This is a genomic window from Pasteurella oralis, from assembly GCF_002850605.1.
Taxonomy (GTDB): Bacteria; Pseudomonadota; Gammaproteobacteria; order Enterobacterales; family Pasteurellaceae; genus Pasteurella; species Pasteurella oralis.
In genome coordinates, this window is sequence record NZ_NXGB01000001.1 from 160230 (window position 1) to 184883 (window position 24654).

18 protein-coding genes, 5 tRNA genes and 1 CRISPR repeat array are annotated in these 24654 nt (G+C 37.1%); of the genes, 14 read left to right on the plus strand and 9 right to left on the minus strand.

Translation table 11 applies throughout. The features are described 5' to 3' along the window. Positions 1-13: 13 nt before the first annotated feature. Positions 14-445: a GAF domain-containing protein gene (locus C0975_RS00825; protein WP_101774514.1), complete on the plus strand. Its 432-nt coding sequence runs from the start codon at positions 14-16 to the stop codon at positions 443-445. Between the two features lie 21 nt (positions 446-466). After that, positions 467-3607 (plus strand): multidrug efflux RND transporter permease subunit AcrB, encoded by a 3141-nt coding sequence (acrB, locus tag C0975_RS00830; protein WP_101774515.1) that lies wholly within the window; start codon positions 467-469, stop codon positions 3605-3607. Between the two features lie 171 nt (positions 3608-3778). Here the strand turns inward: acrB and C0975_RS00835 are convergent, their stop codons facing one another. Beyond that, positions 3779-4846: an AI-2E family transporter gene (locus C0975_RS00835; protein ID WP_101774516.1), complete on the minus strand. Its 1068-nt coding sequence runs from the start codon at positions 4844-4846 to the stop codon at positions 3779-3781. Positions 4847-4925: 79 nt separating this feature from the next. Here C0975_RS00835 and arsC point away from each other — a divergent pair, with 79 nt between their 5' ends. From arsC to cas2, 6 genes are all read left to right on the plus strand, one after another. After that, a complete protein-coding gene (gene arsC, locus C0975_RS00840) occupies positions 4926-5276 on the plus strand; it encodes an arsenate reductase (glutaredoxin) (protein WP_101774517.1) in 351 nt (116 codons plus the stop codon). A 77-nt stretch (positions 5277-5353) separates the two neighbouring features. Beyond that, positions 5354-5626: an alternative ribosome-rescue factor A gene (locus tag C0975_RS00845; protein WP_101774518.1), complete on the plus strand. Its 273-nt coding sequence runs from the start codon at positions 5354-5356 to the stop codon at positions 5624-5626. 18 nt (positions 5627-5644) lie between these two features. Beyond that, positions 5645-5938: a DUF5377 family protein gene (locus C0975_RS00850; RefSeq protein ID WP_101774519.1), complete on the plus strand. Its 294-nt coding sequence runs from the start codon at positions 5645-5647 to the stop codon at positions 5936-5938. A 229-nt stretch (positions 5939-6167) separates the two neighbouring features. Then, positions 6168-9332, plus strand: a complete 3165-nt coding sequence (cas9, locus tag C0975_RS00855; RefSeq protein WP_101774520.1) for a type II CRISPR RNA-guided endonuclease Cas9 — start codon at positions 6168-6170, stop codon at positions 9330-9332. Between the two features lie 55 nt (positions 9333-9387). Further along, positions 9388-10302, plus strand: a complete 915-nt coding sequence (cas1, locus tag C0975_RS00860) for a type II CRISPR-associated endonuclease Cas1 (RefSeq protein ID WP_101774521.1) — start codon at positions 9388-9390, stop codon at positions 10300-10302. Beyond that, positions 10295-10621, plus strand: coding sequence for a CRISPR-associated endonuclease Cas2 (gene cas2 / locus C0975_RS00865; protein WP_101774522.1), 327 nt, complete (start codon positions 10295-10297; stop codon positions 10619-10621). The genes cas1 and cas2 overlap by 8 nt, the downstream gene beginning before the upstream one ends. A 245-nt stretch (positions 10622-10866) precedes the next feature. Beyond that, positions 10867-11364: a CRISPR direct-repeat array (repeat unit 36 nt; unit sequence ATTGTAGCACTGCGAAATGAGAGAGGGAACTACAAC). 167 nt (positions 11365-11531) lie between these two features. On the opposite strand, the gene argH is transcribed toward cas2, so the two are convergent. The 3 genes from argH to argC are packed head-to-tail and all read right to left on the minus strand — an operon-like array spanning position 11532 to position 14703. After that, a complete protein-coding gene (argH, locus tag C0975_RS00870; RefSeq protein WP_101774812.1) occupies positions 11532-12905 on the minus strand; it encodes an argininosuccinate lyase in 1374 nt (457 codons plus the stop codon). A gap of 16 nt (positions 12906-12921) precedes the next feature. Beyond that, positions 12922-13695: an acetylglutamate kinase gene (gene argB, locus C0975_RS11460; protein WP_101774523.1), complete on the minus strand. Its 774-nt coding sequence runs from the start codon at positions 13693-13695 to the stop codon at positions 12922-12924. After that, on the minus strand, positions 13696-14703 hold the full coding sequence (gene argC / locus C0975_RS11465; protein WP_101774524.1) for an N-acetyl-gamma-glutamyl-phosphate reductase: 1008 nt from the start codon (positions 14701-14703) through the stop codon (positions 13696-13698). It abuts the gene before it with no gap. 112 nt (positions 14704-14815) lie between these two features. Here argC and argE point away from each other — a divergent pair, with 112 nt between their 5' ends. Then, complete coding sequence (gene argE / locus C0975_RS00885; protein ID WP_101774525.1) at positions 14816-15961, plus strand: acetylornithine deacetylase; 1146 nt, start codon at positions 14816-14818, stop codon at positions 15959-15961. Between the two features lie 92 nt (positions 15962-16053). Here the strand turns inward: argE and C0975_RS00890 are convergent, their stop codons facing one another. The 5 genes from C0975_RS00890 to C0975_RS00910 form a co-directional block, all read right to left on the minus strand. Continuing rightward, on the minus strand, positions 16054-16842 hold the full coding sequence (locus tag C0975_RS00890) for a glycosyltransferase family 32 protein (RefSeq protein WP_101774526.1): 789 nt from the start codon (positions 16840-16842) through the stop codon (positions 16054-16056). 131 nt (positions 16843-16973) lie between these two features. Beyond that, a tRNA-Val gene (locus tag C0975_RS00895) sits at positions 16974-17049 on the minus strand. A 112-nt stretch (positions 17050-17161) separates the two neighbouring features. Then, positions 17162-17237: transfer RNA gene (locus C0975_RS00900), tRNA-Val, on the minus strand. Between the two features lie 51 nt (positions 17238-17288). Further along, a tRNA-Val gene (locus C0975_RS00905) sits at positions 17289-17364 on the minus strand. A gap of 45 nt (positions 17365-17409) precedes the next feature. Next, positions 17410-17485: transfer RNA gene (locus tag C0975_RS00910), tRNA-Val, on the minus strand. A gap of 182 nt (positions 17486-17667) precedes the next feature. Between C0975_RS00910 and gltX the strand changes: the two genes are divergently transcribed. The 5 genes from gltX (at position 17668) to C0975_RS00935 (ending at position 24600) form a co-directional block, all read left to right on the plus strand. Next, positions 17668-19110: a glutamate--tRNA ligase gene (gene gltX / locus C0975_RS00915; RefSeq protein WP_101774527.1), complete on the plus strand. Its 1443-nt coding sequence runs from the start codon at positions 17668-17670 to the stop codon at positions 19108-19110. Positions 19111-19198: 88 nt separating this feature from the next. Further along, a tRNA-Ala gene (locus C0975_RS00920) sits at positions 19199-19274 on the plus strand. A 273-nt stretch (positions 19275-19547) separates the two neighbouring features. Then, positions 19548-21692: a polyribonucleotide nucleotidyltransferase gene (gene pnp, locus C0975_RS00925; protein WP_101774528.1), complete on the plus strand. Its 2145-nt coding sequence runs from the start codon at positions 19548-19550 to the stop codon at positions 21690-21692. A gap of 83 nt (positions 21693-21775) precedes the next feature. Next, positions 21776-22672: a lipoprotein NlpI gene (gene nlpI / locus C0975_RS00930; protein ID WP_101774529.1), complete on the plus strand. Its 897-nt coding sequence runs from the start codon at positions 21776-21778 to the stop codon at positions 22670-22672. A 104-nt stretch (positions 22673-22776) separates the two neighbouring features. Further along, complete coding sequence (locus tag C0975_RS00935; protein WP_101774530.1) at positions 22777-24600, plus strand: DEAD/DEAH box helicase; 1824 nt, start codon at positions 22777-22779, stop codon at positions 24598-24600. Positions 24601-24654 lie beyond the last annotated feature (54 nt).

Below are 24654 nucleotides of genomic sequence, written 5' to 3' on the forward strand. Positions count from 1 at the left end.
TAGGGAAAAATTGATGAATTACACTTTATTATTAAAACAATTAGAAGAAATGTTGGCACCTGAAAGCTATATGATTTCACGTATGGCTAATATGTCAGCATTTTTATATGAGCATATGCCAAATCTGAATTGGGTTGGCTTTTATATTGTGCGAGATGGTGTACTCAAAGTAGGTCCTTTTCAGGGCAAAGTGGCTTGTTCAGATATTAGTTTTGGCAAAGGTGTATGTGGTTATACATGGCAAACAGGCAAAACGACGGTTGTAGATGATGTTCACCAGTTTGATGGGCACATTGCTTGTGATAGTGCATCACAATCAGAGGTGGTGATACCTATCTTTAGAGATAGTGAGATGATTGCAGAGCTTGATGTAGATTCTCCATTTTTGGCAAGATTTAGTCCAGAAGATGTTGAATTCTTAGAAAAATGCGTTGAGTTTATCTGAATAAAAGAATAGGGATTTAAAATGCGATTTACCGATATTTTTATTCGTCGTCCTGTATTGGCTGTTTCGATTAGTTTGTTGATTATTATTTTAGGTTTACAAGCAATTGCAAAACTAGCAGTACGTGAATATCCAAAAATGACTACAACAGTAATTAATGTGTCTACCGTTTATCCTGGTGCGGATGCTAGTTTAATTCAAGCCTTTGTGACCTCGAAATTAGAAGAAGCTGTTGCACAGGCAGATAGCATCGATTATTTATCATCCAAAAGTAGTCCGAATAGTTCGTTAATTACCGTAAAGATGAAGCTAAATACGGATCCAAATGCCGCATTAGCAGATGTGTTAGCGAAGGTAAATTCTGTTCGTTCTCAATTACCATCAGGTATTGATGATCCCGTTATTACTTCTTCTACAGGGGGAACTGGGATGATGTATATCCAATTTAATTCAACTAAATTGGATGCAAGTCAAGTCACAGATTATATTGAACGGGTGATTAAACCACAGTTCTTTACTATAGAAGGGGTGGCAGAAGTACAAATTTTTGGTGCGTCTGATTATGCATTACGGATTTGGCTTGATCCTGCTAAGATGGCGGCGCAAAATTTATCAGCAATGGCGGTTAGAAGTGCGTTATCTTCTAATAATGTACAAACCGCAGCAGGTAATGACAATGGTTTCTATGTCACTTATAAAAATAAAGTTGAAACTACCACAAAATCAGTTGAGGAACTAGGGAATCTGATTATTAGTTCTAAAGGCGATAAATTAGTGCGTTTGCGTGATATTGCTGATATTGAGTTAAATAAATCAAGTGATAGTACTCGTGCTGTCGCGAATGGTTTTGAGTCTGTTGTACTCGCAATTAATCCAACATCTTCAGCTAATCCTCTTGTTGTTGCAGAGAATGTGCGTCCATTATATGAGCAAATTAAAAACAATTTGCCAGACAGTATGGATGCGGAAATTTTATACGATACAACTATTGCGATTAATAGCTCAATTGATGAAGTTGTTAAGACAATTTTAGAAGCGACCTTGATTGTATTAGTTGTTATTACTTTATTCATTGGTTCATTACGTGCAATTTTGATCCCTGTCATTACGATTCCGATTTCGTTAATTGGGGTGATTATGCTGTTACAAGCATTTGATTTCTCGATTAATTTAATGACTTTACTAGCTTTAATTTTAGCGATTGGTCTTGTCGTAGATGATGCGATTGTTGTGTTAGAAAACGTTGACCGTCATATTAAATTAGGAGAGACCCCTTTTAGGGCTGCAATTATTGGTACACGTGAGATTGCCGTACCTGTTATTTCAATGACAATTGCACTTATGGCAGTATATTCACCGATGGCATTAATGGGCGGAATTACTGGTGCATTATTTAAAGAATTTGCGTTAACACTTGCGGGTGCGGTATTTATTTCAGGTATTGTAGCGTTAACGTTATCTCCAATGATGAGCAGTAAGTTATTAAAACCGCATACAGATCCAAGTCGTTTAGAGCAGTGCATTGAACAAATGCTAACGAAAATTAATAACGGCTATAATTATGCACTAAATCTTGTTATGGCGAGCCGTAAATGTATGCTAGCGTTTGCAGCAATTGTTTTTGTAACTTTACCTTTCTTATTTACTTCACTTTCTAGTGAATTAACACCTGCTGAAGACAAAGGTGGGTTTATGGCAATTGGTCGTTCGCCATCGAATGTGAATGTCGATTATGTGCAAGGAGCAATGAAAGAGTTCGAGCAGATTTTAAAAGACACACCTGAAGTTGATTTTTCGATGGTAATTTCAGGTATTCCTGGTGGTAATCAATCATTAAGTGTGATTACATTAAAAGATTGGAATGAGCGGAGTCGTAGCCAGGCTGAAGTATTAAATGAATTAAATAAAAAAGCAGCAAGTATTCCTGAAATTTCGATTACTGGTTTTAATTTTCCTGAAATTAATACAGGGGAGCAAGGTCCTCCAATTGGCTTTGTGATTAGTACTGCGAATAACTACCAAGAATTGGCTAATGTGGCAGGTAGTTTATTAGAAGAAATGAAGAAATCAGGTTACTTTGTTTATACTGCGTTAGATTTAAAATTTGATACTGCACAAATGCGCATTACGGTAGATAAGGAAAAAGCAGGTACTTATGGTGTCACTATGCAACAAATTAGTGCCACTTTAGGTAGTTTCCTTTCTGCAGCAACAGTTGAACGGGTAGATATTGATGGACGTGCATACCGTATTATTATGCAAGTAAAACGTGATCAACGTTTATCGCCAGAGAGTTTAAATAATTATTATGTAACGGCAAGTAATGGTCAATCGGTACCATTGAGTAGTTTTTTAACGATGACATTAGAGCCTCAGCCAACTTCATTACCTCGTTTTAGCCAATTGAATTCTGCTGTAATTAGTGCAGTACCTCTTCCAACTAAAAGTACAGGTGATGCTATTGAGTGGTTAAAAGTCGCAGCGAAGGAGCATTTACCACAAGGATATAATTATGATTTTACAGGTGAAGCACGTCAATTAGTACAAGAAGGAAATGCTTTAGCGTTTACTTTTGTACTTGCTGTTATCATTATTTTCTTAGTATTAGCAATTCAGTTTGAATCTATTCGTGATCCATTAGTGATTATGATCTCAGTACCGTTAGCCGTCAGCGGGGCATTACTCACATTGAATTTCTTAGGAAGTATGCTGCCAGGTATATTGCGAATTTTTGGTATTGTGATTTCATTCCCAGGCACAACATTGAACATTTATTCTGAAGTAGGCTTAATTACTCTGGTAGGATTGATCACTAAACATGGTATTTTGATGTGTGAAGTGGCAAAAGAGGAGCAATTAAATCATGGCAAAAATCGTATTGATGCGATTACCGAAGCTGCTAAAGTACGTTTGCGCCCAATTTTAATGACAACAGCAGCGATGGTTGCTGGGGTTATTCCATTGTTGTTTGCTTCTGGTGCTGGTGGCGTATCTCGTTTTAGTATTGGTATTGTGATTGCATCTGGGCTAACAATTGGTACATTATTTACTTTGTTTGTGTTACCAGTGATTTACAGCTACATTGCGACAGAACATAAACCTTTGCCTGAATTTGATGAGAGTATTAAGCCTTTAACTGAGAAAAGTGTACATTCAGAGTAAAATTTTGCAAAAACAGACCGCACTTTGAAGCGGTCTTAGATAAATGCAAAAGTTGCAAAGGGCAGATCAATTTTGATCCGCCCTTTTGTTCGAGTATTCGTATTAAGCTAGAATGATTATATCAATAGTGAATTATTATTTTGTTTCTTTAGAACACCCACACTATTTTATTCAAACATGAGTTTGTGATTCATTTGATGGCCAAGCGTTAACAACGGCTTTGACTAATGTTGCTAAAGGAATTGCGAAAAATACGCCCCAAAAACCCCATAATCCACCAAAAATAAGTACTGCAATAATGATAAGGAGAGGATGTAAGTTGACGGCTTCGGAGAATAAAAATGGGACTAACAAGTTACCATCTAAAATCTGACTAACTACATAGGCGGCCAATAGATACCAAAATGTTGGTGTAACACCAAATTGTGCAGCAGCAACTAAGGCAATAGGGATAGTGACTAATACTGCACCAATATAAGGAACCAGTACTGATAAACCAACGGCAACTGCCAATAATAAAGCATAATTCAAGCCAAACAATAAGAAAATTAGATAAGTAACGGCTGTCACAATAATGATTTCAACCAGTTTACCTCGAATATAATTGGCAATTTGTAATTGCATTTCTTTCCAGACATTTGACGCTAGTGTACGATTACGTGGTAAAAAACGACTGACTCCCTTAATTAGCTCATCTTTATCTTTTAGTAAGAAAAATACCATTAAAGGCACTAAGAAGGCATAAATACCTAAAGTTACTAAACTGAGTAATGAAGTAAGCGAAAATTTTAAGGCAGATTCCCCAAAAGCGAGAATTTTTTCACGTACTGTTTTTAAAACAGAATCAATAGTTTGGTAATCAACAAGTTCAGGATAATGTTCTGGTAATGAGAGCAGCCATTCATTTAGCTTATTAAACATATGGGGAAGATCAGTAACTAAATTGATTGTTTGAGTCCACAAGGTTGGAATTAAAACGAGTACAATAATTAAGATCAAACCAAGAAACCCACCAAATACTAGGGCTGTAGAGAGTAAACGTGGTAGTTTAAGCTTTTCAGTGAGGATGCGAATTGGCCATTCAAGTAAATAAGCTAATACAATAGCAATTAAAAGCGGGGCAATTAAGTGACTGAAAAAATAGATTGATATAAAACCAAACAATAAAATAGCGAATAATCCCATTGCTTGCGGATCACTAAAGCGGTTGTTATACCAATTTTTTAACATTTCAAACATGATATTCCCTCAATTCAAGCATTTTGCTCGATTATAAGGTAAAATCTAGGCAGATCATATCATTAAGCGAGGAAATTCTATGGTGATTACGATTTATCATAACCCACGTTGTTCAAAAAGCCGAGCGGCATTAACCTTATTAGAAGAAAAGCAAATCCAGCCACAAGTTAAGTTGTATTTAGAACAGCAATTTACTGTGCCAGAATTACAAGCGCTAGTGCAAAAATTAGGTATAGGTAGTGTACGAGAGATGATGCGTACTCAAGATGAATTATATCGCAATTTAGGATTAGATAAGCCTGAAGTTACGGAGCAGCAGCTGTTAGAGGCACTTTCTCAGTATTCAGCGCTGCTTGAACGACCGATCGTAGTACATGGCGAAAGAGCAAAGATTGGAAGACCACCAGAAAGTGTACTTGAGATTCTGTAATTTCGTTTTATAATGTTGCCCGCTTGTTTGTTACAAGTTGGCAACATTTTTATCACAATACTAATTGAGGAAAAACGATGACAAAGAAAATACAAACACCACAAAGCGCATTGCCTTATCAGCATCAACGTGGTGTCATTCGTGATAATGCACTACAAGCATTGTTACATGATCCTTTGTTTCGCCAGCGCGTAGAAAAGAAACGTAAAGGCAAAGGGAGTTATCAACGTAAAGAAAAACATGTAGGGCGATATTTTGCAAAGCCCGATGATAAAATTTTTAATGTTAAAGATTTTATCATCGGGTTTTTTATAACCACGTTTTTTCTTATTAATATGCAACTCATTTAAGCTCAGCGAGGTAAATTTATGACGATGCAAACGAAATTATTATTTAGTAATAATTGGAATGTGAGAATTAGTGACCCAGGTGAAGAAGGGACACATAGCCATTTCTTTGAAACAATTTACATCACGCTAGCTGCACATATTGATAGTAATGGGATTAGCTATGAGTTTACGCGAAAAATAGAAGATCAAGTTAAAACTAACCGCACTTTTACAGATTTAGCTGAACTCTTTAAGTTTTTAGGTGATTATGTAGATCCTGTTAGTATGGGATTTCTTGGTATCAAAATTGGTAATTTAGGCGTACAAGCTTAAGATTTTTTATCATTCCTCAAAAAAACGATGCCCCTTGTAATTTTCATTACAGGGGGCAGAGCGTTACGGTCATTCTTTTCAGAAGCCTTATTGTAGCAACGTCTCTCATTTCGCAGTGCAACAATATGTGAACCACTCTACATTATTAGATAAATATGATCAACACTTTTGTGCTTTTGCTTTAAACTATTTAGAGGGAATGTTCTTCAATAAAAATAAGGAAAATAATATGCAGCAACCATTAAATCAGAAATTTCAATATATTTTAGGATTAGATCTCGGTATCGCTTCGGTGGGTTGGGCTGTAGTAGAAATTGATGAGAATGAATACCCAACGAGGTTAATTGATGTTGGAGTAAGGACTTTCGAACGAGCAGAAGTGCCTAAAACTGGTGAATCTTTAGCGCTTTCTCGCCGTTTAGCAAGAAGTACGAGACGTTTAATCCGCCGTCGAGCATATCGTTTATTATTAGCAAAGCGTTTATTTAAGCAACAAGGGATGATTACGCAATCCGATTTGAGCGAAGGGTTGCCAAACCAAGTATGGCATTTACGAGTTGAAGGATTAGAAAGAAAATTATTACCAAGAGAATGGAGCGCCGTTTTATTACATTTATTGAAACATCGTGGTTATCTTTCTCAGCGTAAAAATGAGAGTAAAACGGATAATAAAGAATTAGGCGCTTTGTTGTCTGGAGTCAACCAAAATCATCAGTTATTACAATCTGAATCTTACCGTACCCCTGCTGAATTAGCGGTGAAAAAATTTGCAGAGGAAGAGGGGCACATTCGGAATCAACGTGGTTCTTATACCCATACATTCAATCGATTAGATCTTTTAGAAGAACTTAATTTACTTTTTGTTCAACAGCGTCAATTTGGCAATGAAGATGCAAGTGAGATTTTACAGCAGCGGGTGACTGAATTATTAATGTGGCAAAAGCCTGCATTATCAGGCGAAGCTATTCTTAGAATGTTAGGAAAATGTACTTTTGAACCGACAGAATATAAAGCGGCGAAAAATACATACAGTGCTGAGCGATTTGTATGGTTAACTAAACTGAATAATTTACGTATATTGGAAAACGGTATTGAACGTGGATTAATAGAAGATGAGCGTCAATTATTGATTAATCAACCTTATGAAAAAGCGAAGTTAACTTATCTACAAGTGAAAAAATTATTACAACTTCCAGAAAATACAATTTTTAAGCATCTACGTTATAGTCAAAATAATGCTGAGTCAGCAACATTCATGGAATTGAAAGCATGGCACGCTATTCGTAAAGCATTGGAAGGCAATGGGCTTAAAACAGAATGGCAAGGACTTGCAACTAAACCTGAATTATTAGATGAAATTGGGACAGCCTTTTCGTTATATAAGACGGATGAAGATATTAGTAAATATCTAAATGGTCAATTGCCAAATACCGTGTTGCAGGCGCTATTAGAACAGTTAAATTTTGATAAGTTTGTTCAGCTATCTTTGCAAAGCTTACGAAAAATTTTGCCATTGATGGAACAAGGTAAGCGCTATGATGAAGCATGTAGAGAAATCTATGGTGATCATTATGGTAAACAGAGCAAACAAGAACTGGTTTTCCTTTCCGCGATTCCTGCTGATGAAGTTCGTAATCCTGTTGTATTAAGAACGCTTTCTCAAGCTCGTAAAGTGATTAATAGTATTGTTCGCTTATATGGCTCACCTGCGCGTATACATATTGAAACAGGTAGAGAGCTAGGTAAATCTTTTAAAGCACGACGTGAAATCCAAAAACGACAAGAAGAAAATCGTAGTGAGCGAGAAAGAGCGGTTAAAAAATTCCAAGAATGCTTTCCTGATTTTGTCGGGCTACCGAAAGCGAAAGATATTTTGAAGTTGCGTTTATATGAGCAACAGCATGGAAAATGCCTTTATTCTGCTAAAAATTTAGATATTACTCGCCTTAATGAAGAAAATTATGTTGAAATTGATCATGCTCTCCCATTTTCGCGCACTTGGGATGATAGTTTTAATAATAAAGTGTTAGTACTGGCTAATACAAATCAAGAAAAAGGAAATAGAACACCTTATGAATGGCTAAGGGGAGAGGAAAATTCAGCACGCTGGAAAAGTTTTGTTGCTTTAGTAATGGGAAGTTGCTTTTCTCATGCTAAGAAACAACATCTTTTAACTCAGAAATTAGATGAAGATAGTTTTATTAAGCGAAACTTAAATGATACACGTTATATTGCTAAATTCTTGTCAAATTATATTGCAACTCATATGCAATTAGTTGGGAACGGGAAACATAATGTTTTTGCCTCAAATGGTCAAATTACCGCGCTATTACGTCGTCAATGGGGATTCACAAAAGTACGTGAGAGCGATAGGCATCATGCTTTAGATGCGATTGTTGTTGCCTGTACTACTAGGGCAATGCAACAAAAAATTACGCGTTTTATTCGTTTTGAAGAAATGAGTCCGTTTACAGGAGAGAGAATTGATAAAGAAACGGGAGAAATAATTCCTCTGTATTTTCCGAAGCCTTGGCAATATTTTAGAGAAGATGTGAATATACGCGTGTTTGATGACCAACCTAACATTACATTGAAGAAGATGCTGCCAGATAGACCAGAAGCAAATCATGAATTTGTACAACCCTTATTTGTTTCACGTGCACCAACACGAAAAATGCGTGGTCAAGGCCATATGGAAACCGTTAAATCCGCCAAACGTTTATCAGAAGGTGTTAGTGTTTTAAAAGTTCCATTGACACAGTTAAAGCCAAATTTATTAGAAAATATGGTTAATCGAGAACGGGAAAGTGAGCTTTATCATGCCTTAAAGACTCGTTTAACTGAATTTAATAATGATCCCGCTAAAGCATTTGCTATACCATTTTATAAAAAAGGAGGTCAACGAGTAAAATCAGTTAGAGTAGAACAGGTACAAAAAACGGGTGTACTTGTACATAAATGTAAAGGGATCGCAGATAATGCTTCAATCGTGAGGACGGATGTATTTGTTAAAAACGGTAAATTTTTCTTAGTACCAATTTATACTTGGCAAGTAGCAAAAGGTATTTTAGCTAATAAAGCGATTATTGCGAATAAACACGAAGATGAATGGGAAGAAATGGATGAAAATGCGATCTTCAAATTCAGTCTTTTTCCAAATGATCTTGTGGAATTAAAAACCAAAAAAGAGCGCTTTTTTGGTTACTATATAGGATTAGATCGTGCAAATGGTAGTATTAGTATCAGAGAACATGATTCTGCGGTTTCGAAAGGTAAAGACGGCATTTACCGTGTTGGTGTGAAATTAGCCCTTTCTTTTGATAGATATCAAGTCGATGAGCTTGGCAAAAATATTCAAGTGTGCCGTCCGAGTAAAAGACAACCTGTTTGCTAACACATTAATCCCAATTTTCCTTTTGAGAAAATTGGGATTTTTTTAAGGAGTCAGAATGAGCTGGCGTAGTATTTTAATTAGTAATGGAGGTAAGCTGTCATTACAACAAAAACAAATGTTAATTCAGCAATCAGATAGTGAGTTTACAATTCCATTAGAAGATATTGCTGTCATCGTCATTGAAAGTAAAGAAACTGTAATTACTATTCCTCTGCTGTCCGCATTAGCCCAAAATGGAATTACGCTGTTAACTTGTGATGAACAATTTTTACCTTGTGGACAGTGGTTACCTTTCGGGCAATATTATCGACAATTGAAAACCCTTAAATTGCAGTTAGAGGCAACACAGCCACAAAAGAAGCAACTTTGGCAAAAAATTGTTCAGCAAAAAATTCGTAATCAAGCTTTTGTATTAGCACAGGTTGATTATATTGACGAAGCGAAGCGTTTAAATCGAATGGCTGATGCAGTTAAGTCTGGAGATAAAGAAAATATTGAAGGGCAAGCAGCATTAATTTATTTTCAAACCTTGTTTGGTAAAGCATTTAGGCGTACTGAAGAAAATAGGATAAATGCACATCTTAATTACGCCTATACTGTTTTACGTTCAGCTGTAGCTCGTGCTTTAGTGCTTTATGGTTGGCTACCACAATTAGGGTTATTTCATCGTAGCGAGTTAAATCCTTTTAATTTGGCCGATGATTTTATTGAACCTTTCAGACCATTAGTCGATTTAATGGTATGGCAGTTATGGTCAGAAGATAAATTACAGCAAGGATTATCTCCTTTAACTAAGCAAGCACTGATTAAAATATTACATTATCAAATGCTGTTTCGAGAAGAAACTTTTAGTGTATTAGCAGCTATAGATCGTACAGTAGGTTCTTTGCAGGTAGCATTAGTTTCACAAAATGCGAAATTGTTAAAACTACCTGAAATGATGCCATTAAAGGAGCATCATTATGAGTGAGGGTAAATTTATGCGTTTAATTGTGTTTTTTGATTTGCCAGTGACAACTAAAGAAAAACGAAAAGCAGCAAGTCAATTTCGTCATTTTTTATTGAAAGATGGCTATCAAATGTTACAGCTTTCTGTTTATGCACGAATTATTAGAGGAAGAGATGCTATGCAGAAACATAATAAGCGATTATGTGAACATTTACCTGAAGAAGGATCAATTCGTTGTTTAGAAGTCACTGAAAAACAGTTTGCGAGTATGACAATTTTATTAGGCGAATTAAAGCCTCAAGAGAAAAAAGTAAATGCAAATCAAATGCTACTTTTCTGACTATTTAGTATTAGATGTTTGCTTATTATATAACACATAAAAATATATTTGATTGCTTGTTTTTTGTTCTTTTATTGTCTTGTCTTAGCAGAAAATTTACTCTTTTTTATCTTATTAAAGAATATTCTTGAGGCAATTTTTGCTTAAAAATTTAAAAGACTATTTGAAAATAGTAAAAAATGTCTCTCTTTTTTGTCATAAAAAACGCTCTCATTCTTTGGTATATAAGGAATGAGAGCGTTGAGATTGTAGCACTGCGAAATGAGAGAGGGAACTACAACATTATTTATCTCGCGGCTATGATTACGTGAATTGTAGCACTGCGAAATGAGAGAGGGAACTACAACCCCACTCCACTTCGGTGGAGTGGTTTATCCATTGTAGCACTGCGAAATGAGAGAGGGAACTACAACCAAGGTGCTTGATAAAAACGATGATATTTTATTGTAGCACTGCGAAATGAGAGAGGGAACTACAACTCATCTCGAGTTGCTGTGTATAGATAAAGCATTGTAGCACTGCGAAATGAGAGAGGGAACTACAACTTGATCAGCGTTTCAAGCCAATATTTTTTAATTGTAGCACTGCGAAATGAGAGAGGGAACTACAACGATCAATTTATGGTTTGATTTGTACGGTCAATTGTAGCACTGCGAAATGAGAGAGGGAACTACAATTGCTTGTAACTGACTGTAACTTCACTTGCAATTGTAGCACTGCGAAATGAGAGAGGGAGCTACAACTCTTTATGACCTTTTTAGCCATGCTTCATTATTGTAGCATTATGAAACTAAATAGAGAATTAATAACTTAATTACTTTTATAAGTTGTGAACCATTTTTACTCTTTTCTTAGTTAGGTGATGATAAAAACGCAATCTATGAGATTGCGTTTTTGCTATTCATTAGCACTAGCTTAATCTTTGTTTTGCTTCGTTGATAGCTTCGGCGACGCGTAATGGGGATACTCCGCCTTTGGCACAGCGCTTATCTAAACAAGATTGAAGTGAAAGGATTTCATAGACATCTTCTTCTACTACATCACTGAATTGCTTAAATTCAGCGACAGTTAATGCTTCAAGCGCTTTGTGTTGTTGAATTGCATAGACGACTGTTTCACCTACAATATGATGTGAATCACGGAATGGCACACCTTTTGCTACGAGATAATCTGCCAATTCCGTCGCATTCGAATAACCTTTTAATGCTGCTTCTTTAGTACGTTCTACATTAACATGGATCCCCTCTAATACTAAGGTTGCCATATCAATACAATCTTGCCATGTGTCTAGTGCATCAAAGATACCTTCTTTGTCTTCTTGCATATCTTTGTTATAAGCTAGTGGTAAGCCTTTTAATGTCATTAACATACCTGTTAGTGCTCCCATGACACGACCTGCTTTGCCTCGAATTAATTCACATGCATCAGGGTTTTTCTTTTGTGGCATAAGGGATGAACCAGAAGTAACACGATCAGAGAGCTCAACAAAGTTTGCTTCGCCACTATTAAAAATAATCATATCTTCGGCAAATCTTGATAAGTGTGCCATACTCAGTGATGCGGTAGAAAGTAATTCAACGATATGATCACGATCTGATACACTGTCTAAGCTATTACGAGTAGCAAATGCAAAGCCTAAATCCTGCGCAAGTTGTTCACGATCTACAGCATAAGCTGTACCTGCCAAGGCACCACTTCCTAGTGGACAATAATCCATACGTTTATAAGCATCAGTTAAACGTGAATGATCGCGTTCTAACATTTCTACGTATGCCATACACCAGTGGGCAAAAGTGATTGGTTGAGCGCGTTGTAAGTGAGTGTAACCGGGCATGACAGCATGTTGATTGTTTTCTGCCGTACTGACTAATTTACGTTGTAATGTTCTGATAGATAACTGTAATTCAAGCACACGCTGTTTACACCACATTTTGATATCCAGCGCGACTTGGTCGTTACGGCTACGTCCAGTATGTAATTTTTTACCTAAATTACCGACTTTATCAATGAGTTTACTTTCTACCCAACTGTGAATATCTTCGGCATCATCTTGTAAAATTGCTTGTGGATTTGAGCGTACCTCTATTAATAATTCGTTTAGTGCAATTTCTAGTTGTTGTTGTTCTATGCTGTTTAATACACCAACACTAACTAAGGCTTTTGACCAGCCAATAGAGCCTGTAATATCCTGTTCTGCTAAACGATAATCAAAACGTAATGAATCATTGAAATCTTTAAAACGCTTATCTGCCGCTTGTGTAAAGCGACCACCCCAAAGTGCCATATCTTCCTCTTGTTTTTTAAGGTTTAATTCTTGTACCAATAATTTCTCCGCTAAAAAGTGCGGTCAGTTTTTCAGGATATTTCCAACTTGCAATATCTACACCACGATTGAGTATCGTTGCTGCATCTAATGCTGCTTTCACTTTGACAATCATGCCGTCAGTGATCACTTTCTCTGTAATGAATTGCTCAATTTGTGTCGTTGTCAATTCAGATAAGAGTTGCTTATTTGCGTCTAATACACCCTCTACATCAGAGAGCATGACTAAATCAGCATTAATCAGGGCAGCGATAGCAGTTGCAGCTTGATCTGCATTAACGTTCATTAATAAGCCATTTTCGTCTACTGCAATTGAGCTAATAATAGGCAAGAAAGCTTCGCCAAGCAAATAGTTTAATAATGTAGGATTTTTAGGAATAACAGTCGCAACATGCCCTAGTTCGGGATCAAGTTGAATGGCTCTAGTTAGGTTGCCATCTGCTAAGCATAAGCCAACAGGATTTAAATGGAACTTCGCAGCTTGGGCAACTAATGTCTTATTAGCGATACCAGCTAATGCCCCTGTAATGATATCAATTTGATCACTTGGTGTGATACGCAGTCCATTTTTCTTCTTTACGGGTAAATTCAAGCGCTGCATAAGGTCATCTGCAACGCAACCGCCACCATGAACAACGACTAAAGCACGATCAAAATGTTGTTGATAATTGGCTAGTGCGGTAAATAAATTTTGCAGAGCGATAGGCGTATCAAGTAATACGCCGCCTAATTTAATGACTAACGGGTTCATTTAAATTAATCCTAATGTTTCTGGTAAACCATAACGAATATTGGCACATTGTACGGCCTGTGCTGCTGCACCTTTTAATAAATTATCTTCTGCACCAATAATAATGATATATCCATTTTTAGTGACGAAACCAATATCGCAATAAGGGGTAAATTCGACAGCTTTAATGCTTGGTAACCCTTGTTGATAAAGACGCACTAATGGTTTATTCGCATAATATTGTTGATATGCAGCCTGAATTTGCTCATCTGTGATACCCACCTTGAGTTTTGCCGTGATCGTCGCGAGGATTCCTCGTTTAAAGTTACCCAAATGAGGTGTAAAGATGACTTCTGTACCTAAATGCGTTGCGATTTCTGGTTGGTGACGGTGATTAAATATACCATAGGCATTGAAACTGACTTCACAAAAACTCGTCGTGAGTGAGGCTTTCCGCCCAGCACCGCTTACACCACTGATGGCATTGATAATCGGGAGTTGGTTTAGATCGAGTAAATGATGCTCAATTAACGGTTTTAAACTTAATTGCGAAACTGTTGGGTAGCAACCTGCAACAGCGACTAAATTTGTTTGCTTAATTTGTTTATCATTCCATTCCGCAAGCCCATAAACAGCTTGTTGTAATAGCTCAGGGTATTGATGTTCAAAACCATAATAGTCAGTATAAAATTGCATATCATTGACGCGAAAAGCACCAGATAAATCAAATACTTTACAGTGATGTTGTAAGAAAATGGGAGCTAAATTATGACTGACTTCATGAGCTGTTGCTAAAAAAACAAGATCGTTTTGTTGTGCTAGCGTAGTCAAGTTTTCTGGCAAAGGTTGCAATGATAAATTGACAATGTGCTTAAGTTGAGGGTAGATATCAGCCAAAGCTTTGTGGGCATCTTGACTTTGATTTGATACATATAACCCTGTTAATGTGAATTTAGGGTGCTGAGTCAAAATACGCGCGAGTTCAGCTCCTGTATAACCGCTTGCACCGATGATGATTGCTTTTTGCATGTGATGTTGTACCTTAAATATACTAAGATAATATTACCTTTGATTAATTATGCTATTATTGTGCATAAATATCTAAAATACAATATTTATTTCATTTCGTAAGGTAAATTCAATGAAAAACATTCCTTCTTTTTTACAGATGTATCAACAATTAATAGCATCACCGACGATGAGTAGTGTAGAACCGAATTTTGATCAGTCTAATCGTTTTTTGATTGAGTTATTAGCAAGTTGGTTAGAGACGATAGGATTTAAGACAGAGATTATGGCGGTAGAAGGAAGTCGAAATAAATTTAATTTATTAGCAAGTTATGGTGAGGGTCAAGGAGGACTATTACTTGCTGGGCATACCGATACAGTACCTTTTGATGAAGGACGTTGGCGCTTCGATCCATTTAAGTTAACAGAACAAGATGGCAAATTGTATGGATTGGGGACAGCCGATATGAAAGGTTTTTTTGCTTTTGTGATTGATGCTGTGAAACAACTTGATTTGAAGCAATTAACAAAACCGCTTCGTATTTTAGCCACTGCGGATGAAGAAACGACGATGTTAGGTGCAAGGACTTTTATTCAACATACACATATTCGTCCAGATTGTGCCATTATTGGTGAACCTACTTCATTAAAACCAATTCGGGCACATAAAGGGCATATTGGTGAAGCATTACGTATTATCGGTAAAAGTGGTCATTCTAGTGATCCAACTAAAGGGATCAATGCGATTGAATTAATGCATGAAGCGACAGGCTATTTAATGCAAATGCGTGATGAGCTATGTGCAAAATATCATCATGCAGCCTTTGAAATCCCTTATCCAACTATGAATTTCGGTGCTATTTCGGGTGGTGATGCGGTCAATCGTATTTGCGCATGTTGTGAGCTGCATTTTGATATTCGCCCTTTGCCCAATTTATGTCTGCAAGATTTAAATGATATGTTACAGGAAAAATTAGCGCCAATGTTTGAGAAATGGGGTGATCGTATCTCATTGCACGCATTACATGAACCAATACCGGGCTATGAATGTGAGCATTCAGCCCAAATTGTACAAGTAGTTGAAAAATTATTAGGGGAAAAATGCGAAGTTGTTAATTATTGTACAGAAGCACCTTTCATTCAGCAGCTTTGCCCAACATTAGTATTGGGTCCAGGGTCAATTGAACAAGCTCATCAACCTAATGAATTTTTATCGACTGAATTTATTCATCCAACTCGCGAGCTATTGAGTAAAATGATTTGGCATTTTTGTATTTAGCATAGATGTGTTTGCACTGGCTTTTATATAGAAAAGTGCGGTCAGTTTTACAAAAGTTTTGTCAACCTGATCGCACATTTAAATGTCATGGCTTATTTCAACAAATCTTCATTTTTTGCGTGAATCCATTTGCCTCGTTTCTTATCAATATATTGAAAATATTCATTGGTGAAGGTACCTTGTGAACAAGTGAGTTTATCTAAGCGTGAGTTAACATCTTTATTTTCTAATGCTTTGATTAATGTTTTTGGTCCAGTTAAACTGAATACGCCTCCATTGACGCGTTCTTGCTCAATGTTATCAATAATGATATCTAATGTTTCCTTCAAAAAAGCATTGCCTTTTTTACTGGCTAAAAAGAAATTAGTATATTGACCACGACGTGCGATCACGACTTCATCGTCTTCCTCATCAATAATGCTGTCTAAGCACCACACAAGATGTCCATCAATATCCATATAAACACCGCCTTCATGATAAAGAGTGAAAATTCGCCAAAAATCAGCTTGTGCGGCACCGTCAGTTAATTTGCTATAAGCGTTAAATGTACGTTCATCACCGTGAGTTTTAATGTAGTCAGCACGTGCTTCTGTGCTGACATAACGATATTCATAGCTCCAAGAGAGTAAACGATTAAAAAGATAGTTACAGTAAATGGGTAAAGTGACTTTGTTACTGTAGTTCGTTTGCCAAATTACTCGATTAATTTTTGTGTTCTTCGTAGATTGGCGGCGAGCAGGATCAAATTCTGGGATAGTGAAACGTTTTTTGGGAAAAATGAAATGGAAAGGATAACTTAATGTTTTGACAATATTACCGAGTAAACGAGTTAAGCCGTTCGCAATTAAGATTAAGTTTTTGTATTTAACGGGTTTATACATCAGAGAATGCCATATTGAATAAAAATCATTGTGCGTACTTTATCATCTTATACAGAAAAGAACAAAATGCTTATGGAAGATATGTCTATTTTCTTAGGTTAGCTTGTGACATAAAGATATTTGAGTAGTCATGGCGGGCGATACCAGTCTCGAACCAGTGACCCCCTCCTTGTAAGGGCGGTGCTCTCCCAACTGAGCTAATCACCCTTCTTCTTTTTTACACATGAAATATGACATTGTCATCATCGAGGATGATTATTTGAGGCAATATATTTTGTAAGAAATTTAAACTTAAAGAAGAGGTTTTTTAAGTCTTAAGTGGTGGGCGATACCGGTCTCGAACCAGTGACCCCCTCCTTGTAAGGGAGGTGCTCTCCCAACTGAGCTAATCGCCCACTTGAGACTTAAAATCTTTGGGTAATATAACGAAGTGGAACACTTAAAAGTGGTGGGCGATACCGGTCTCGAACCAGTGACCCCCTCCTTGTAAGGGAGGTGCTCTCCCAACTGAGCTAATCGCCCTCGTTATATAACAACATTGGACACACCATCAAATAAGTTGAAAAGTGGTGGGCGATACCGGTCTCGAACCAGTGACCCCCTCCTTGTAAGGGAGGTGCTCTCCCAACTGAGCTAATCGCCCAAATGTTGTGAGGAGGCATTATAATTATTAGTTCTATTCAGTCAACAAGTTTTTGCAAAAAAATACTCAATTGTTTTAAAAATAGGCATAAATTCATAATTTTTATTCGGAATTATTTAAACTTATAGTACAATTTTGAACAAATTTTTCTTGAAAAAATGAAATGAGATAAAGGTTATACAATGAAATTAGCAGCATTATTTAATTTAGATCCAAATGTAAAAGTGCGTACACGTTTTGCACCAAGCCCAACAGGATATTTACATGTTGGAGGTGCTAGAACAGCACTTTATTCATGGCTATATGCAAAACATCATAATGGTGAATTTGTATTGCGGATTGAAGATACGGATTTAGAGCGCTCTACACCAGAAGCAACTGCAGCCATTTTAGAGGGTATGGAATGGTTAAATCTAGCATGGGAACACGGTCCTTATTTTCAAACGAAGCGTTTTGATCGTTATAACCAAGTTATTGATCAAATGATTGAACAGGGATTAGCATATCGCTGTTATTGTTCAAAAGAACGCTTAGAAACGCTTCGTCATACACAAGAACAAAATAAACAAAAGCCACGTTATGATCGCCATTGTTTACATGATGATGAGCATGATCCTAAACAGCCGCACGTTGTACGTTTTAAGAATCCAACGGAAGGTTCGGTAATTTTTGAAGATGCAGTACGTGGACATATTGAAATTAGCAATAGTGAATTAGATGATTTAATTATTCGCCGTACTGATGGTTCTCCAACCTATAATTTCTGTGTAGTAGTGGATGATTGGGATATGGGCATTACCCATGTTGTGCGTGGCGAAGACCATATTAATAATACACCGCGTCAAATTAATATTTTAAAAGCATTAGGTGCTCCAATTCCAACTTATGCGCATGTTTCAATGATTTTAGGTGATGACGGGCAGAAATTATCAAAACGTCACGGTGCAGTCAGTGTGATGCAATATCGCGATGATGGTTATTTACCAGAAGCATTACTCAACTATTTAGTTCGCTTAGGCTGGGGACATGGCGATCAAGAAATTTTTTCTGTGGAAGAAATGATTAATTTATTCGAGCTTGAAAGCGTGAGTAAATCAGCGAGTGCATTTAATACGGAAAAATTACTCTGGTTAAACCATCATTATATCCGTGAATTACCTGCAGAATATGTTGCAAAACATTTAGCATGGCATTATCAAGATCAAGGTATTGATCCTTCAAATGGTCCTGCGCTAGAAGAAATTGTCAACATGTTAGCAGAACGTTGTAAAACATTAAAAGAGATGGCTATTTCTAGTCGATATTTCTTTGAAGAATTTGATTGTTTTGATGAAGCAGCCGTGAAAAAACATTTTAAAGCAGCTGCGATTGAGCCACTTGAAAAAGTGAAAGAAAAACTGACCGCACTTTCAAACTGGGATTTACAGAGTACGCACGAAGCTATTGAACAAACTGCAACAGAATTAGCGTTGGGGATGGGGAAGGTTGGGATGCCGTTGCGTGTCGCAGTAACAGGCTCGGGTCAATCGCCATCAATGGATGTTACTTTAGTCGGTATTGGCAGAGAACGTAGCTTAGCACGTATTCAAAAAGCAATTGATTTTATTAAAAGTCAAAATGCTTAATATTTAATCTTGTAATACAATATCATGAAATTGATGTTGACAGCTTGCGTGGCGGAATTTATCATTACCGCCACGACATTTCTAATATGGGGTTATAGCTCAGTTGGGAGAGCGCTTGAATGGCATTCAAGAGGTCGTCGGTTCGATCCCGATTAACTCCACCAAGTTTTTCTTGTCTCCATTTTTATCATCGTTTTTTAACTTATTCATTGTTGTCTCTGAAAATAAGTTACCAATCCCTAGAAAAGCCTGTATAATAAGCAAGTTTTATTTTCTGTATTAGCGTGCGGCTATCAAAAGTAATTTTTAATTTTAAAAAACAGTCAAAAAGATTATTTTTGCTAGTCGCAATTTGGAAAGTAAAGCAAAGTTTAAGTTTATAAGTCGGTGAATTAATTCTTAGTTTCTCGACTTTTCATGTTAAAAAGGAAAACATTGTGAATCCAATTGTAAAACAATTTAAATATGGTCAGCATACTGTAACATTAGAAACCGGTGCGATTGCACGTCAAGCAACTGCAGCAGTAATGGCAAGTATGGATGACACAACCGTTTTTGTTACTGTAGTAGCAAAAAAAGATGTGAAAGAAGGTCAAGAAGATTTCTTCCCATTAACAGTGAATTATCAAGAGCGTACTTATGCAGCAGGTCGCATTCCTGGTGGTTTCTTCAAGCGTGAAGGTCGTCCATCTGAAGGTGAAACGTTAATCGCTCGTTTAATTGACCGTCCAATTCGTCCTCTTTTCCCAGAAGGTTTTTATAACGAAATTCAAATCGTTGCAACCGTTGTTTCTGTAAATCCACAAATTTGCCCTGATTTAGTTGCTATGATTGGTGCTTCAGCTGCACTTTCATTATCTGGCGTACCATTTAATGGTCCTATCGGTGCTGCTCGTGTTGGTTTGATTGATGATAAATTCGTATTAAACCCAACTATGAATGAGCAAAAACAAAGCCGTTTAGATTTAGTTGTTGCGGGTACTGATAAAGCGGTATTAATGGTTGAATCTGAAGCTGATATTTTAACTGAAGAACAAATGCTAGCCGCAGTTGTCTTTGGTCATCAGCAACAACAAGTGGTTATTGACGCAATTAAGGAATTTGCAGCTGAAGCTGGTAAACCGCGCTGGAATTGGGTTGCTCCAGAGCCAAATACGACATTAATCGATAAAGTAAAAGCCATTGCAGAAGTACGTTTAGGTGAAGCTTATCGTATCACTGAAAAGCAATCTCGCTATGAACAAATTGATGTAATTAAAGCTGATGTGCTTGCACAAATTGCTGCTGAAGCAACAGAAGGCGAAGAAATCAGTGAAGGTAAAATTATTGATATTTTCACCGCACTTGAGAGTCAAATCGTGCGTGGTCGTATTTTAAATGGTGAACCACGTATTGATGGTCGTACCGTAGATACGGTTCGTGCGTTAGATATTTGTACAGGTGTATTGCCACGTACTCATGGTTCTGCAATTTTTACCCGCGGTGAAACGCAAGCGCTAGCAGTCGCTACTTTAGGTACTGAACGCGATGCGCAAATTATTGATGAATTAACAGGTGAACGTTCAGATCATTTCTTATTCCATTATAATTTCCCTCCGTATTCTGTCGGTGAAACCGGTATGATTGGTTCGCCAAAACGTCGTGAGATTGGTCATGGCCGTTTGGCAAAACGTGGTGTTGCAGCCGTAATGCCAACATTAGCTGAATTCCCATATGTTGTGCGTGTTGTGTCTGAAATTACTGAATCAAATGGCTCATCATCTATGGCATCAGTGTGTGGTGCGTCGTTAGCTTTAATGGACGCTGGTGTACCAATTAAAGCAGCTGTTGCAGGCATTGCAATGGGATTAGTGAAAGAAGATGAAAAGTTTGTTGTGCTTTCTGATATCTTAGGTGATGAAGATCATTTAGGAGATATGGATTTTAAAGTGGCAGGAACACGTGAAGGTGTGACTGCTCTGCAAATGGATATTAAAATTGAAGGCATTACCGCTGAAATTATGCAAATTGCATTAAATCAAGCAAAAGGGGCGAGATTACATATTTTAGGTGTTATGGAGCAAGCTATTGCGGCTCCTCGTGCCGATATTTCTGACTTTGCTCCACGTATTTATACGATGAAAATTGATCCGAAGAAAATCAAAGATGTGATCGGTAAAGGTGGTGCAACAATTCGAGCATTAACTGAGGAAACAGGTACGTCAATTGATATTGATGATGATGGTACAGTGAAAATTGCTGCAGTCGATAGTAACGCTGTGAAAGATGTGATGGCGCGTATTGAAGACATTACTGCAGAAGTTGAATCTGGTGTAGTTTATAAAGGTAAAGTTACCCGTTTGGCTGATTTTGGTGCGTTTGTTGCTATCGTTGGGAATAAAGAAGGGCTTGTTCATATTTCTCAGATTGCAGAGGAACGTGTCGAAAAAGTTAGTGATTATTTAGCACTAGGTCAAGAAGTCACGGTTAAAGTTGTTGAAATTGATCGTCAAGGTCGTATTCGTCTAACGATGAAAGATATTGTACCTAAGCAAGAGCAAGCTGATGTTGTAGAAGAAATAACAACTGAAGAGCAAGCGTAATTAAGTTATAGGATTACAGTTCTTATTTTGAGAGCTGTAATTTTATTTTAGCAAGTACTATTTGTGCTTTAAGGCTAATCGAGATGAAGCAACCTAATAAGTTGTTAAATTTCATACTGTTCTTCCCTTTTTGGGTATTATTTTTGAGTGCTTGTGTCAATCATGAGCAAGTATTTATTGCGAAAGATAAATTATTATTAGCAGAACAGAATCCAAATAACCATCTTGAACATGAAATTATGGTTGCTAAGATTAGCCAATTGTTACTTATTAAAGGTTTAAAAAAAGAAGAACGGGCTATTTTATATTTTGAACGAGGCGTACTATACGACAGTTTAGGATTATGGGGATTAGCGCGTTATGATTTTGACCAAGCATTAACGTTGTATCCAAAATTGGTGGCAGCGTTTAATTATTTAGGATTATATTTATTATTAGAACAGGAATATAGTGCGTCTCTTGATGTGTTCAATATACTGTTTGAACTTGATCCTAATTATGAATATGCGTTTTTCAATAGAGGACTAAATTTTCATTACGTTGCACGTTATGAATTAGCACAGCGGGATTTTCTTCAATTTTATCAAGCTGATAAATCAGATCCTTACCGCACTTTATGGCTCTATTTAAATGAATTAAAGCTCAATCCTCAGGAAGCAAAGCAAAATCTTGCTCAACGTGCAGATTTGCTTTCTGATGAATATTGGGGGACGCATCTTGTCCAATATTATTTGGGAAAACTATCAGTTAAAGAATTATTTATTCAAGCACAACAATTTGCTGAAGCTAATAGAGCAAAATATGCTGAAATTTTAACTGAAACCTACTTTTATTTAGCAAAACTAAAACTCAATTCAGGTCAATTTAATGAAGCGGAAACACTGTTTAAATTGGCTCTTGCAAACCAAGTATATAACTTCGTTGAGTATCGTTTTGCGATGTTTGAACTTTTGAAATTGAAGCAAAATTCAAACCAATAATGACATTTTTAATGTCATGGGCTGTTGTAAAACGTGAAAGCGAACAACATTTATTACACTAGCTCACTGCTTAGTGAGCTTTTTTTTTATATTCGAGTATTTTAATGACTGAAACGAAAATGACTTTCAAAGATTTAGGCTTGCCTGAATTTCTTATTAACGCTGTATCTGATTTAGGGTTTGAAACCCCTTCTCCAATCCAACAAACTTGTATTCCATACCTTTTAGAAGGCAATGATGTCTTAGGTATGGCACAAACAGGTAGTGGTAAAACTGCTGCGTTTTCTTTGCCTTTATTGGCACAATTAGATTTAGATAAAAAGTATCCACAAATGTTGGTTATGGCACCAACTCGTGAATTGGCAATCCAAGTGGCTGATGCTTGCGAACAATTTTGTAAATATGCTAAAAATGTCAATATTGTGACACTTTACGGTGGTCAACGTTACGACATCCAATTACGTGCTCTGCGTCAAGGCACACAAGTGGTGGTGGGAACTCCTGGCCGTATTTTAGACCATATCCGTCGTGGAACATTAGACCTATCTAATTTACGCTTTATGGTGTTAGATGAAGCTGATGAAATGTTACGTATGGGCTTTATTGATGATGTTGAAACAGTAATGGCTGAATTACCAGAGCAGCATCAAACCGCACTTTTCTCGGCAACAATGCCAGAGCCAATTCGTCGTATCACCAAACGTTTTATGCATGATCCAAAAGAGATCAAAATTAAATCGACACAAACCACGAACCCTGATATTACGCAGAGTTGCTGGTATGTACATGGTTTCCGTAAAAATGATGCTTTATTACGTTTTTTAGAAGTAGAAAATTTCGATGCTGCAATTATTTTTACTCGTACCAAAACAGGCACGCTTGATGTGACGGAGCTACTTGAAAAACATGGTTTTCGTGCAGCTGCGTTAAACGGGGATATGACGCAACAATTACGTGAGCAAACCTTAGATCGTTTGAGAAATGGTAGCCTCGATATTCTTGTGGCAACTGATGTGGCTGCGCGTGGTTTGGATGTAGAACGTATTAGCCTTGTTGTGAACTATGATATTCCGCTTGATGCAGAATCCTATGTACATCGCATTGGGCGTACAGGACGTGCGGGTCGTACTGGTCGGGCGTTATTGTTTGTTGAACCAAGAGAACGTCGCTTATTACGTAATATTGAGCAGTTAACTAAAAAGCCAATTACTGAAGTTGAAGTACCAAATCATGAAGTACTGCAGGTTTGTCGTCGTGAAAAATTTAAAGCGAAAATCACTGTACAGCTTGAACATCATGATTTGGAACTTTACCGCAGTTTATTAGAAGACATGTTTACTGCTGATCAAGATCAAGAAGATATTGCTGCAGCAATGTTAATGTTATTGCAAGGTAAACAAAAATTAATTCTGCCGCCAGATCCAATTATTGACCGTAAAACTTCTCGTGGTGAACGAGGTGAGCGCCGAGATCGTGGCGGGCGTGAAAATCCGCGTTCAGCAGAACGTCGTGGCTATGGTAATCCACAACCAATGGATTTATATCGTATTGAAGTGGGACGTATTGATGGGGTTGAAGTGCGCCATATTGTGGGTGCCATTGCAAACGAAGGTGATATTAACAGCCGTTATATTGGGCATATTAAACTTTATGATGATTATTCAACGATTGAACTGCCACAAGGCATGCCAAAAGAATTGCTGAAAGTGTTCGAAAAAACACGTGTTATGAATAAACAAATGCAAATGTCATTTGTTAATACAGTTGGTGGTGGTCGTGAAGACTTTGCTGGTGAGCGTCGTGGTGGGAAGCGCAAAGGACGTGGCGATGAGTCGCGTTTTGCACGTGAAGATCGTAAATTTAAAGAAAAAAGTCACCGCACTTTTAATGAGCGTCCACGTAAAGAACGTCGCGATCGCAGCAGATAAAGTTAAATTATTTGATCATTAAAGGCATATTGAGCGCTGTATTATTCAGCGCTC